This is a genomic window from Woeseia oceani (assembly GCF_001677435.1).
Taxonomy (GTDB): domain Bacteria; phylum Pseudomonadota; class Gammaproteobacteria; order Steroidobacterales; family Woeseiaceae; genus Woeseia; species Woeseia oceani.
In genome coordinates this window covers 3,721,557-3,735,105 of the sequence record NZ_CP016268.1, presented here as the reverse complement: position 1 = coordinate 3,735,105, position 13,549 = coordinate 3,721,557, and the positions used below count along the sequence as shown (strand labels likewise).

12 protein-coding genes are annotated in these 13,549 nt (G+C 58.1%); 4 read left to right on the top strand and 8 right to left on the bottom strand.

Annotated elements, in window-relative coordinates:
- Positions 1-4: 4 nt before the first annotated feature.
- From BA177_RS16805 to BA177_RS16785, 5 genes are all read right to left on the bottom strand, one after another.
- Positions 5-976 (bottom strand): deoxyhypusine synthase family protein, encoded by a 972-nt coding sequence (locus tag BA177_RS16805; protein ID WP_068618126.1) that lies wholly within the window; start codon positions 974-976, stop codon positions 5-7.
- 111 nt (positions 977-1,087) lie between these two features.
- A complete protein-coding gene (locus tag BA177_RS16800; protein ID WP_068618124.1) occupies positions 1,088-2,143 on the bottom strand; it encodes an agmatine deiminase family protein in 1,056 nt (351 codons plus the stop codon).
- A 187-nt stretch (positions 2,144-2,330) separates the two neighbouring features.
- Positions 2,331-2,891, bottom strand: a complete 561-nt coding sequence (locus BA177_RS16795; protein WP_068618122.1) for a hypothetical protein — start codon at positions 2,889-2,891, stop codon at positions 2,331-2,333.
- 129 nt (positions 2,892-3,020) lie between these two features.
- On the bottom strand, positions 3,021-4,004 hold the full coding sequence (locus tag BA177_RS16790) for a LysR substrate-binding domain-containing protein (RefSeq protein ID WP_082990212.1): 984 nt from the start codon (positions 4,002-4,004) through the stop codon (positions 3,021-3,023).
- 169 nt (positions 4,005-4,173) lie between these two features.
- On the bottom strand, positions 4,174-5,493 hold the full coding sequence (locus BA177_RS16785; protein ID WP_068618119.1) for an MFS transporter: 1,320 nt from the start codon (positions 5,491-5,493) through the stop codon (positions 4,174-4,176).
- Between the two features lie 147 nt (positions 5,494-5,640).
- On the opposite strand from BA177_RS16785, the gene BA177_RS16780 reads away from it, so the two are divergent.
- Together BA177_RS16780 and BA177_RS16775 are read left to right on the top strand one after the other, a co-directional pair.
- A complete protein-coding gene (locus BA177_RS16780) occupies positions 5,641-6,855 on the top strand; it encodes an amidohydrolase family protein (protein ID WP_068618117.1) in 1,215 nt (404 codons plus the stop codon).
- 110 nt (positions 6,856-6,965) lie between these two features.
- Positions 6,966-7,817: a MurR/RpiR family transcriptional regulator gene (locus BA177_RS16775; RefSeq protein ID WP_068618115.1), complete on the top strand. Its 852-nt coding sequence runs from the start codon at positions 6,966-6,968 to the stop codon at positions 7,815-7,817.
- Between the two features lie 3 nt (positions 7,818-7,820).
- Here BA177_RS16775 and BA177_RS16770 read toward each other — a convergent pair whose 3' ends face one another.
- Genes BA177_RS16770 through BA177_RS16760 form a run of 3 tightly spaced genes read right to left on the bottom strand, consistent with a single transcriptional unit; the run spans position 7,821 to position 11,496 of the window.
- Complete coding sequence (locus tag BA177_RS16770; RefSeq protein WP_068618113.1) at positions 7,821-8,918, bottom strand: dipeptide epimerase; 1,098 nt, start codon at positions 8,916-8,918, stop codon at positions 7,821-7,823.
- A gap of 11 nt (positions 8,919-8,929) precedes the next feature.
- The gene (locus tag BA177_RS16765) at positions 8,930-10,318 is read right to left on the bottom strand and encodes a C40 family peptidase (RefSeq protein WP_068618111.1); all 1,389 of its coding nucleotides are present in this window, start codon (positions 10,316-10,318) and stop codon (positions 8,930-8,932) included.
- Positions 10,319-10,329: 11 nt separating this feature from the next.
- A complete protein-coding gene (locus BA177_RS16760) occupies positions 10,330-11,496 on the bottom strand; it encodes a DUF819 family protein (RefSeq protein ID WP_068618110.1) in 1,167 nt (388 codons plus the stop codon).
- 235 nt (positions 11,497-11,731) lie between these two features.
- Between BA177_RS16760 and BA177_RS16755 the strand changes: the two genes are divergently transcribed.
- Positions 11,732-11,962 (top strand): hypothetical protein, encoded by a 231-nt coding sequence (locus tag BA177_RS16755; protein WP_156762881.1) that lies wholly within the window; start codon positions 11,732-11,734, stop codon positions 11,960-11,962.
- Between the two features lie 313 nt (positions 11,963-12,275).
- The gene (locus BA177_RS19055; protein ID WP_068618106.1) at positions 12,276-13,523 is read left to right on the top strand and encodes an OmpA family protein; all 1,248 of its coding nucleotides are present in this window, start codon (positions 12,276-12,278) and stop codon (positions 13,521-13,523) included.
- Positions 13,524-13,549: the final 26 nt, after the last annotated feature.

The window sequence follows — 13,549 nt, the reverse complement described above, 5'->3', positions numbered from 1 at the left end:
CCGCCTATTGGCCCAGTACGCAGGCAAAGATGAGTGGTGCCACAATGGTGGCGTCCGACTCAATAATGTAGTTCGGCGTATCGGCCGAGAGCTTGCCCCAGGTGATTTTCTCGTTTGGCACGGCGCCGGAGTAAGAACCGTAACTCGTGGTCGAGTCGCTGATCTGGCAAAAGTAGCCCCAGCGCGGAATGTCTTTCATTTGCAGGTCCTGCTCGAGCATCGGTACTACGCAAATAGGGAAATCGCCAGCAATACCGCCGCCGATCTGGAAGAATCCAACCGAGGATGTCTTGCAGATTTCTTTGTACCAGTCCGCCATCATCATCATGTATTCGATGCCGGTACGTACCGTATGCACATTGCTGATTTCGCCAGTGATGCAATGCGATGCAAATATGTTGCCGAGCGTTGAGTCTTCCCAGCCTGGAACGATAATCGGCAGATTGCGTTCGGCCGCAGCCAGCAACCAACTGTCTTTGGGATCTATCTGGTAGTGCTTTTCCAGTTTGCCGGACAGAAGAATGCGGTAAAGAAACTCGTGCGGAAAGTACTGTTGACCGTTCTTGTCGGCGTCCATCCACTCTTCAAGAATCACGTCTTCGATGCGACGAATGGCTTCTTCTTCGGGGATGCAGGTGTCGGTGACGCGGTTCAGGTGCCGGGCCAGCAGTTCTTCTTCATCGTGCGCCGTCAGGTGCCGGTAGTGCGGTACCCGCACGTAGTGGTCGTGTGCGACCAGGTTGAAAACATCTTCTTCAAGGTTGGCGCCAGTGCAGCATATGCCTTGCACTTTGTCCTGCCGAATCATCTCCGCCAGTGACAGCCCGAGCTCAGCCGTGCTCATCGCGCCGGCCAGGGTCATGAACATGGCGCCACCGTTGTCGAGATGCCTGACGTAGCCGTCAGCGGCGTCGATCAGGGCCGCCGCATTGAAATGGCGGTAGTGGTGGTGGACAAAGTCGCGAATGGCAGTCACGGGAAATACCTCGTGCAGGGGGAGAAGAGCCGTGCCGGTCGGCGACGGGTCGGAAGTGCTGTAGCGTAAGGAATGCGAACACGCACCGCAAGCGATGCAGTGCCGCGCGCACTAACCGGGCGGTGCCGGTACCTGCTGGGTCAGGCAGTGAAACGTACCAAGGCCGAGCACCAGATCCGTGCAATCGATGGGAATAATTTTCCGATCGGGAAAGGCGTTTGACAGGATGCCGGCATTGACCGCGTCATTCGGATCATTGAACGAGGGCATGAGTACGACGCTGTTGCCGATGTAGAAATTGGCGTAACTGGCTGGCAGTCTGTCGCCCTTGTATTCAACGGCCTTCGGCATAGGCAGTTCGATCACTTGCAGTGGACGGCCATCGTGCAACTGCATCTTCGCCAATCGCTCGCGATTCTCGCCGAGTACCGTGTAGTTGTCGTCTGTCGGGTCCTGCTCAATAACCGTCACTACCGTATCGGCGCTGACGAAGCGCGTCAGGTCGTCAACGTGACCGTCGGTGTCATCGCCGACGATGCCATCGCCAAGCCACAGTATTTGTTGCACACCGAGGTGATCTTGCAGGGCCTGCTCGATGTCGGCCTGGGTCATGTTCGGATTGCGGTTGGGATGCAGCAGGCATTGTTCCGTCGTTAACAGAGTACCGGCACCATTCACGTCTATGGAGCCGCCTTCGAGCACCATGTCGACCGTGACGCAAGGCACGCCGAGGGTTGCCGCCATCTGTGGCGGGATAGCGTTGTCGAGTTCGAACGGGTACTTGCCGCCCCAGGCGTTGAAGCCGAAGTTCAGAGCGAGCAGCGGTTCAGCACCGGCGGCACGGCCTGTTACAAAAAGTGCGCCGTGGTCGCGGCACCAGGCGTCGTTGGTCGGGAAGCGGTGGAACTTGACCCGCCCGGCACTGGCGTGGCCTTCGAGTAACGCCGCTACGTGCTTTTCGTGGGCGGCATCCAGAACATTGATATACACCGGCTCACTGGCAGCCAGTGCGGCGACAGCCTGTACCATTACGGGCTCCACGGGGCCGAACTTGCCGGGCCAGCTGTCCTGGTTGTGCGGCCAGGATATCCAGGTAGCGAGGTGCGGCTGCCATTCGGCGGGCATGGCGTAGTCGTGCAGGGTGCTGCGGTAGTCGGCGCTGTTCATCGGGCGGGCTCTGGCGATGCAAGAGCGGATCATACTTGATGAGGCCGTTGCGGCGCCAAATGCGCGTTGGCGGGTTACCGGAGCTGCAGGTCGAAGAAGAAAAAAACCGGCCCACGGGGGGGGTGTGGGCCGGTTCGGTTTACTCACTGATGCAACGTTTCAATGCTGCGGGATGGAGATCTCTTTATCAGCGAGTTTTGAGCACGGTAGCGGTCGAGGCGACAGCCTCAACGGTGAGCAAAGCAAGGTTTTCGCGGACGTCACTCAGACGATCGTAACTCTGCATGGATTCCTCGAAATCCTGTAAAGCGAGTTGCTTGTCGCCCTTGATGACATGCAGTACGCCGCGGTTCGACAGCGCAATGGCTTTATCGCGGGCCTTGTTTCGGGTGTGGGTGTCCAGGTAAGGATTCAGTATCTTGTTGACGCTGCTACGCAGCGCGACGGCCTTGTTGCATGCCATCTCGGCCTGCTCGAGCTTCTTTTCCTTCATGTACGCTACGCACAGGTTGTTGTACGCACTGAATGAGGTGCTGCGAGATTCGGATGCGGCCAGTTTGTCGATGGCTTTCCGGTATTCGCCAGCAACAATCAGCTTTCCCTGAGCCTGATCGACCAGCGCGATCATCTTGTAGTTGGTCTCCGGTGCGCTCGCTGCGGCGAATTGAGAGGCCAGCAGTGAAAGAATCAAAGCAAGGCCGTTTCGTCTCAGTCGTGTCATGTGCTGCTTGTGGTTGGTCGTATTCATTGACGCCTTTCTCCCTGATGGTGCTGCACGAATTTCGTTGCGTGCAGTTCCTGCTGTAGACGACTCCACGTTAATCGGCGGCAAGGGATGAGACAAACGAATAGAACGCGTGAGACACATGAGCAAATTTCATCTGTTCACCGCGAACGATTGCATTACCCAATCGCGCAACGCAATAACTTCAGGGCGTTGCAGCTGATCCTTCTCGCAAACAAAGTAGTAGTTGTCCGGAGTCACCAGTTCGTAATCAAAGAGACGCACGAGTCGCCCGCTATCAAACCAGCTACGGGCCATGGGCAGAGACACCAGTGCGGCACCCAATCCTTGTTCGGCGGCGCGGGTTACGGCTGTCATTGAGTCAAGCCGGATGTAATTGCTGGTCTGTGGGACGCGAATGCCTGAGTTGTCGGACCACATTTTCCAGGCGTTCGGTCGCGAACTGTGCACGACCATCGGCACCGCTTTCGCAAGATGCCAGCCGACGAGGTTGAGACTGTCGCGGAATCCCGGAGAACACGCGGGCACCAGTCGCAGCGGAAACAGGCGTTCAGCGGCAAGTCCCGATGGCGGTGTGCGGAACAGTCGGATGGATACGTCCGCCGTAACGGGATGTCGCTCGGATACCTCGTTACTGGTCTCGATATGAATATCAATGTGTGGATACAGTGCCGTGAATTCGTTCAGCCGCGGTACAAACAATTCACTGGCGAGAAACGGCTGCACAGATACCCGCAGGCTTGCATGCCGGTACTCTCCACGCAGTTGCTGGAAAGCGTCGTCTATACGACTGACTGCGTGGTTGGCTTCCTCAAACAACAGTTCGCCGGCGACGGTCAGACTTATGCTTCGACCATTGCGCTCGAACAGCGGCACCTGCAGTTCCTGTTCCAGACTCTTGATCTGGTGACTGACGGCAGAGGCCGAGACAAACAGTTCCTCCGCCGCGAGTCGAAAACTCAGGTGACGCGCAGCGACACAGAAGGTACGTATGCCGCGCATAGATGGCGGGCGGCTGCGTTTATTGGGGGTGCGTGGTGCCGTCGATGGCAGGCGTACAACATTCATTTGCAGGGTATCGGTCAGGTTGCGGGTAATGACACTCTGACATTGCACGATTCATACCAGCCCGTGTTCGCCGGCTGGCATGAAAAATATCAATTAAAACCAATTAGTTAAATAATTGCTCGCCGCCCGTATTGCACTCTTTCGGGCAGTATTGGTCGGCCAGCGCACACTTCCGGTGCAATCCGCCGCCGCCGCCCGGTTGTGGCGACGCTCGTGGCTACTGGGCTTCGGTCAGGCGGGACGCCGACCACGCGGCCAGCGCAGACACTATGGCCAGAACAATGATGGCACTGGCACTGCCAAAACCGGCGATCGCACCGGTCAGCACGCCGCCGAGCAACAGCATGATGCCTATCACCGTGTTGCTGACGGCGACATAGCTTGCCCGGTTGTCTGCAGTGGCGATATCAACAAGGTGGGTTTTTCTGCCGAGGCGGACCCCGGCATGCGCGATGCAGAGCAGGAAATAGGCGAGCGGGTACCACCAGAGCCCGATACTCAAGCCGGTCAGCGAGGCAACGCCGAACGTGACAATGCCGGTGCACGCGGCCAGTGCGGCCGCATAGACCATAACGCGCCGGCTCGACCGGTCCGCCATTCTTCCCCAGAGCGGGGCGCTGACAAAGCTGGCGGTTCCGGCCGCAATCATCAACGCGCCGAGTCCTGCCAGCGTGTCACCGGACGCAGTGCTCATCAGATTGACGTAAAACGGTGAGACCAGCGCTGTCGAAATCAGCAAAGTGCGGACGATGATGAAGTTTCGCAGCTCCGCGTCATCGCGAATGAGCGAAAGCTGATGGATCGCTTCAGTAATGGCGTTGCCCCCACCGTCCGTTGCACCCCGGTATTCAATCAATAGACTGTAGACGGCGGCACCGAGTATCCACAATGCGCCGGCAGCCGTTAGCAAGAGCACGTAAAAACCGAGGTCGTGTTCACCCGCTCCCGGCAACAAGCCGGCGATACCGACCGCCAGCACTATCGCGCCGCCTGCCGAGGCTGCGTAGCCACTGACTGTACCGCGGCGGGTCTTGGCGATCGTCTTGCCGAGTACATCCTTCGATGCCACCGAACAAACTCCGCGCGCGATGCTGAATACGGCGAGCAAACCCAGTACCGACCAGCCGGCCACGGCACCTTGCAGTGATGTGATGACCAGCGCCATTGCCGCGACGGCGAGGCCCTGGACCATGCTGCCGGCGACCCAGAACCACTTGCGTACGGCTGCCCGGCGTATCGCGCTGGCGATAAACAGCTGTGGCAGCAGTGACAATGACTCGCGAATCGGCACCAGCAAGGCGAGCATGAAAGCTGGCGCACCTATGTGAGTGAGCAGCCACGCGAGCACGAGTTTCGGGCTCGAGAGCCAGTCCCCGGTCGACGTTGCGGTGAGCGAAATGACATGCAGAAAAAAGTTGCGCGGCTGTTCGCGGCAGGATTCATCCGGAATGTCCTTGCAAACACGCGCGTCTTCATCGCCGGTCAGCAATGCGTATACGTCGCGAACGGGGCCGGGGTCGGGTCGGGTAGTATTCATGCGTCTCCTTCAACGCCGATTCTACGCATTCAACCTGCTCGCGGCATGCCAAATGCAAACGCATGAAACCATCCGCCGGGGATTTGCAATTGTTGCCCGATACCGCATTATCAGCGCATACGCACCCTGATCTCCCCGAGGAATACCATGCACCAGAGAATTCTGTTTGCAACCTGTCTTTTACTGTTCGCTCTTGGATCGGCAACGGCCAGTGAGCAAGGAAACTTCGCGCTGACGAACGTGCATGTATTCGATGGGGTGAGCAAACGAATTCTGCGTGATGCAACCGTGCTGGTTGCCGATGGCCGAATCGAGAAAGTGGACCGCGGTATCGAAGTGCCGGCTGGTTACGAACGGATCGACGGCGAAGGTAACTACCTGATGCCGGGTCTGTTCGATGTACATACACATCTGGACAACCTGGAGTCAGCGGAGCGTGCATTGGACTCCGGTGTAACCACGGTGCGCTCTGCGAGTGTTGGCGCATTTCAGGACGTAACGCTGCGGGAACTGGTTCGTGCCGGCAAGGTGGCGGGACCCGATGTGCTCGCTGCCGGTGTCTACGTGACGCCAAACCTTGGCGATTCGGTGCTGGCCGATCCACGGCTGGTCGCATTGAGCGGCGGCGTGAATACGGATGAAGAACTGCGCCTGCTGGTACAGATCAATGCAGACCGCGGTGCAGACGTCATCAAGACCCGTGGTACGGAGCGTGCAGGGCTGCCCGGTACGGACCCGCGGCAACAGGTTTACACCGAACATCAACTTAAGGTCGTCGTCGATGAGGCCGCTCGCCACGATATGTCCGTACTCGTGCACGCGCACGGTGACGAAGGCGCGCGTGCCGCGGTGCTGGCGGGTGCGCGCAGTATCGATCACGGCACCTATCTGTCCGAGGAAACGTTGCGCCTGATGAAGGAGCGTGGCACCTGGTTCGTGCCGACCTGGGTCACGATGAACGAAATGAACGAAGAGCAGTACGATTACGTACTGCGTTTGCGTGGCAAACACATGGTGCCGCACCTTGAAAAGGCGATCCGGACCGCTTACCGCCTGGGTGTGCGCATTGCAACCGGAGCTGACAACTACTACCAGGCTGAGTCGATCAATCGTATCGCTTTTGAAGTCGAGGCGTTCGTGCGCCTGGGCATGACCAACTTCGATGCCTTGCAGACCGCCACGGTCAACTCGGCGGAACTGCTGGGAGTCGACGACCGGACAGGCCGCATTGCGGTGGGCTACGAAGCCGATTTGATACTACTGCCCGGCAATCCCCTGGAGGATGTCGCTGCTTTGCAGGATGTTGTAATGGTCATCAGCAACGGGCAGATCGCGTTGCGCAGGATTCCTTTCGCACTGTAGGCCATGTATCGCGCGGGCGGCGCTTGTGCGCTGTGGTTCTGCAAATTATGCTTCGGCGTTCAGATCAAGAACGTCCTGTTCGGGGGTGGCGCGATCATCTGCCAGTATTGATGAGCTGTTTGCTTAAAATGCGTGCGGCACGTGAGCAGATGTCCACCAGTGAGAAAAAACTGGCTGACTTCATCCTCGCAAACTCAGCGTTGATTCGCGACTACTCCTCGCAGCAGTTGGCCAGCTCAGTGGGGGTAAGCCAGTCCAGCGTCGTCAAGTTCAGCCAGAAGCTCGGCTACAAGGGCTTTACCGATCTTAAGCTCGCGATACACGAAACGGTGGTACGCCAGGACAGTGGTGGGGCGGAAGAGCATGAACTGGCACACGGCAGTCACCCGGTACAGACCATCCCGCAGCGGGTATTGCACAGCAAATGCGAGGTGCTGGCGAGTACGGGGCTCCTCAATGATGATGAGTGTTTGCTCGCTGCCGTAAAGGCGATCGAATCCGGCAAGCGATTCCAGATCGCGGCCGTCGGCGCCGCCACGCTGGTTGCCAAAGATTTCGCCAGCAAACTGCTGGTGCTGGGTTACCCGGTGTCCGCCGAGCCCGAAGCGTATATTCAGCTGTCCGGCGTGGCCACCCTGGGCAGGGGTGACGTTCTCTTTGTCATCTGTGCCGCTGGCCAGACGCGGAGCCTGATACATATGGCACAACAGGCCCGCAAAGCAGGCGCCTTGATCGTTACGCTGACCGCCTACAACAGCAACCCGCTTAATGCCTTGGCTGACATACGGCTTTACTCCGCGTCACACAACGGCCAACCGAATATTCCGCAGATACTCGAGCCGGTGTCACAGCAGCACGTGATTGATCTCCTGTTCTATCACCTGGTTGAACGCAATGCTCGCGGCAGGGAACTGCTGATTCGCGATCAGAAAGCCCAGGCAGATCTTGCCAAACGGGACTGAGCGTCAGAACGAAAGATCGACCAGACCGTCGATGCCGTCGATCCCCAGTCCCGGTGCGTTGCCTAGGGAAATTTCGGAATTCTCGAAACTGGCGCCGCCTCTCACCGGGTTGCTTGCTGCCCAGCTCGGGCCGTCGAGGTCGATTTTGGTGATGCTTTGCGACTTGGCGACCGCAACGTGGGCCGCTGCCGATACGCTGATCGCGCTTTCGAGCATGCAGCCAATCATGCATTCCATGTCATAGACGGCGGCCATGTCGGCAATCTTGATGGCATTCGACAGGCCACCGGTCTTCATCAATTTAATATTGATGATGTCCGCGCCGCGCATTTTTATCAGGTCAATCACTTCCTTGGGGCCGAATGTGCTTTCGTCAGCCATCACCGGCGTGGTGACCCGTTCGGTTACGTACTTCATGCCGTCAATGTCGTCGCCTTTCACCGGCTGTTCGATGAACTCGAGTTCCACACCACTGGCTTCGAGTTCGCGCAGTGCTGACACGGTTTTCTTTGGCGTCCAGCCCTGATTCGCATCCAGTCGCAGCACTGCCTTGCCATCGACCGCGGCATGTATGGCCTTGATGCGCTCGATATCGAGATTGATGTCTTTGCCGACTTTGATCTTCAGTGTTTCGTAGCCAAGCTCAATGGCCGCCAATGAGTCGTCGACCATCTTGCGTATGTGGTCGACGCTGATTGTGATATCGGTAGACAACTGCGGCTCACCACCGCCCAGGACTTTGTAGAGCGGCCGCTCGAGCTGTTGCGCGAACAGATCGTACAACGCGATTTCCACGGCGGCTTTGGCGCTGGTGTTCTTGTAGAGCGAACGTTGAATGATGTCGACAACCTGATTCAGGTTTTCGACATCCTGGCCCATGATTTTGGGCATGATCTCGTTGCGTATCGCCGCAACGATCGAGGCGTGCGTTTCCCCGGTGATGACGGCCGTGGCTGGTGCGCTGCCGTGGCCGACATGACCGGTGTCTGTCTCGATGCGGATAACCGCGTCTTCGATGTGGTGCACGGTGCGGAGCGCAGTTTTGAACGGCGTTTTCAGCGGGATCTTCAGCAGACCGTAAGTGATACCGGAAATCTTCACTGACTACTCCGTTACTTGATGGTCTTGATACTGTAGATACGGTCGAGATAGCGGGTTTCTGCCGAGAGCTGCATCGGCAATAGCGGGGTCACCGAAACACCGTGCAACAAGCCGCGATACAGCGAGCCGTTGTCGTCATAATAGCTGAGGCCGGCGACATCATGAATGATATACGGCTGGCCCCGGTCGTCACCGATGTACATGGCGACATGGCCGGGCAGGTAGAGCATTGCGCCTGGGCGCAGCGCGTTGATCGCGGGCATTTTCCCGGCGGCGGTTGTTGCCTCATCAAAGCGAATGTTGTCACCGGCTATACTGCGGCCCTGATCACCGGAATTGCGTGGCATGAGTATTCCAAAGGATTTGTAGATTTCGGAAACGAAGCCTGTGCAATCGCGGCCGTTGTAATCATGCCCCCAGCCGTAGCGTTCGCCCAGAAACTTGAATGCCTGGCGCAGGACATTGCCGTGAGTGTAAGGCAGGTATCCTCGGAGCACGTCCTGGCCGCGGCCAATCAGAGCCGGTTCGATCCGCAGTGAACCGTCATCGTTACGCACCGGCAGACGCACAATGTAACTGGCGTAGGGGTTTTGTCCGTGCAGGTTGTGACCGACGTCACTGCCGGTCATCAACGGCAGACGCACGCCCATGTCGAGCTGGACTTCCGAGGTGGCGGCCAGGTGTGGGTTGTAGTTTGTGTACACCTTGCTGCCGGTGACGAGCAAGAAGCTTTCCGCACCAACAAAGTCGAAAACCGTGTGCCGCTCACCTCTTGCTACGCGGTCCTTTTCTATCCAGGCGGCGTAGTTGTAGGACTGCACGAAAAGCCACTGTCCATCGGTGCTTGTGTGCAGGATGGCGACGGCTTCGCCGGGGAACAGCGCGTGCTCCTGAAAGCGGTCGAGATCGAACGAGGATTCGGCGGAAATGACTTTGTCGCGGGTGGGGAAGGTGCGCATGTCGGTGCGCTCAACTATCAGGCCAAATGCCGGTTTCACCAAGGCGGGTATGGCATTGAGATTCAGTGCAGCGAGGTAGTGGTCGTAGTCGCTCGCATTCAGCGCCCGGCCATCAGGGAGGAAGCGATCATAGCTTGACGGTTTGCTGATGGCGGTTATGAGTCCGGCCACGGTACTGCCTGCCAGTTGCTGTGGGTAGTCGGCCAACGACACCATGGTCGGGTCGTTGCTGAACGCGGCTTTGTTAAAGTCAGCGATTGCAGCCTGATCCATCAGAACAGCGTTCGGTCGTCGCAGTTTGGCCAGCCAGAAGTCCGCGTTCAGATGCTGTTCTTCGATACCAATGACATCGGTATCAAAACTCGTGCTGGTGATCGGTGCGTGGCCGCAGCCGGCTAGCATTACGGAAGATAGGATGAGTGTGGCAATGATTGGCTTCATGGGGTTCGTCTTTATCCGGCAATTAATGCAAGTATACGAGCGACTATCAAACCGCCCGCCGTGCCTACCACATAGCCTAGCAGCGCCATCAGCACACCGATGGGAATCAGCACGCGGGAGTAAGCGGCTGCGAGGATGGGTGCGGATGCGACGCCGCCAATATTGGCCAGTGATGCGACGCCGCAAGTAAACAGGTCCAGCCGGAATAGCTTGGCAACGATAACCATAATTATTCCGTGCACCAGCAGAATAATCAGGCCGGCGAATATATAGAGCGGTGCCTGCGCCAGTTCGGCGAGATCGGCCCGTGACCCTACCAGCGCAACGATCACGTACAGCATTAGCGAGGACAGCTGCACGGACCCAACCATTTTGCCCAGTGGCGTCAAGGCGCCCACAATGCCGAAGGCGGTAACCACTATCACGGTCCAGCTTGTGGTGGTGATAAACGCGGTGGTCGGCAGTACTTCGGCAATGAATTGCGACAAGGAAGACAGCAGCAAACCCAGCCCCAGCAAGAACAGCAATGCTGTCGTGCTCGGGCCGCTTTCATCAGCAGCATCTTCCTTGTCCAGCCGGGCACCAATTGCATCAAGTTGTTCGGTTGTGGCCCCGGTCCATTGATTAAAACGCTGCGCCAGCGGCACCAGCGCCAGCAGAATCGCAACCCACAGGGCGTAGTCAATCGAGTCAATGAGCAATGCGTAGCCCATCATCGAGTCTTCAACATTGAGAGCCTGCTGCAGTGCGACCATGTTGCCAGTGCCGCCCATCCAGCTGCCGCTCAGGGCACCGAGCGTACGCCAGGCCTCGCTGCCCAGCAGGTCGCGCAGCAACGCGAATGACACGACGAAGCCGCAGCCGATACTGATCGACGCCGCGAAGAAGCCGCCGAGCATGCGGCCTCCCAAGCGGCGAATTTGCCGCAGGTCGCTCTTCAGCAGCATCAGGAAAATCATGGCCGGTAGCAGGTTGTCTTTGACCCCGGCGTAAACACTGTTAATGCTGTCTGTTTTTTGCCAGACACCGAGCGTGGACAGCACCATGACGGAGAGGTACAGCAACACGATGGGTGGCAAGTATTCGAAAACGCGGGACGGCCAGCGTTGCTCGGCAAATTTCAGCGTGCCTGCCACTGCCACCAGGACAGCCAGGTAAGAAAATCCACTTTCCAGCAAAACAGCTCCTCCTCCATGCGCAGGCCGGAGCCGACTGGCAGGAATAGTTTATTCGGATAGTACCCGGCCCGACACGGCGCGGCTATTCGTCGTTGCACCGGGCTGACCGGCGGCTGGTGGCAGCGAGCTCTGGTGGCTTCGGGCGTGAACTGTTGCGGGCCGTTTATCACCGAAAGCGAACGCTGTGCCGGGTTCAGGGTCGAACCGAAGGGACTACGGTTGGACGGTGCAGACGTTGAAGCCGACAAGCCTGTTCATTTTGCTCATTCTCGCCGCCTGCGCGCCCCTTGACGAGGCGCAAAAAGCAGAGCGCGAGTACCGGCGTGGCGAGTACCGCGCGAAATACTTTGATTACCAGCGAGCCTGCGCGGAACTGGGCGGTACGGTGGTCATTCGCTCTAACCGCCGAATCAAGCCGGACCGGGTGCCGAAGTTTGGTGACAAGTATCACTGCGAGGTGCCCTGATTTGCGGGAAAACACCGAAATCCGACGGATTTTCGCCCCCAATGCACGGTCTGAATGGCCAGCAAGGCGGTGAATGTTAACTATTGCAAACTGTCATTGCGTTCTGCGCACGTTGTGATAGTTTGCCGCCGCTTGTCACGGGCATGCGGGTGTTTGGGAAGGTACCTGTCAGTCGCTTGCTCGTTTTAATACGGTTGAATTCACTACCTGTCGGACGGCTTTGTCAGTTCGGCAGGGAGCGTGTTCGCCGTGCTTCGTTTGTGCAATTTCGGCGATTTACCTGCAGTGCAGCATTCGCCATTGGAGAGTCTCCATGAAATATTTTTCGCATGCCGTCCTGTTGTTGACGGTTGTTCTGTCATCTCAGGCGTTTGCCGATGCCCAGCCTGGGCAAGGCTATTTCTCGCCGATGGCAAGCTTTATCGATGATGATCCCGAGCGTGGCGTCGACGATGAAGTGTCTGGCGGCCAGCTGGGTCTGGGCGTAGTGCTTAACGACGCGTGGAACCTCGAAGCCATTTTGCAGGGCGCTAACATGAACGGCGTGACCTCGCAAGACCAGTTTGCGATCGGCGTCGATCTGCAGCGCGTATTTAATCGTGCCGGCAAGGTCAGTCCTTACCTGTTTCTCGGTCTAGGCTACATGGAAACCGAAGTCAGTGGCACGCCGACCCGCGACGGTGGCATGGGCTCACTGGGTGCCGGCCTGCTGCTAGACATGTTCGGCGACAGCGACGTGGCCCTGCGTCTTGAGTACCGGCATCGTACGGACGACGCTCTGTCATCCTCTTTGTCTGACAATATCGCCAGTGTTGGTCTGCAGATTCCGTTTGGTTCGAAGACCGTCAAGTTTGTTGATACCGATGGCGACGGCGTTGCCGATGCCGGTGATCGTTGCCCGTCTACGCCGCGCGGCGTAATGGTTGACGCAAACGGTTGCGAACTCGACTCTGATCGCGATGGCGTCAAGGATTCAGCGGACAAATGCCCGAACACGACCGCCGGTGTGCGCGTTGATGCGTCCGGTTGTGAAGTTGACAGCGACGGCGACGGCGTAGCGGACAGCAAAGACAAGTGCCCGAACACGCCGCGTGGCGCGCAGGTCAATGCCAGTGGTTGTGAGCTGGACGACGACAAAGACGGCGTTGTGAACCGCCTCGACAAATGCCCGAACACCCGTGCCGGTGCGCAGGTTGACGTGGCCGGTTGCGAGATCAAAGAAGAGATCAAGCTGCCGGGCGTGAACTTCGAATCGAACTCGGATCGTTTGCTGCCGGGTGCCGAGCGTGTATTGAACGATGCGGCTGCAACCCTGCAACGCAATCCTTCAATCACTGTTGAAGTGGCGGGTCATACCGACAGCGACGGTGCAGCGGCTTACAACGAAAGCCTGTCACAGCGACGTGCAGCGACGGTGCGTGATTACCTTGCGGCTCGCGGTGTTGCCATGAACCGTATGACGGTTCGCGGCTACGGTGAGGCCGAGCCAGTTGCCAGCAATGCCAATGCAACCGGCAAGGCGCAGAATCGCCGCGTCGTGCTGCGGATTACCGACCGCTAGAAAGCTGTAGTTGCAAGACACAGGCC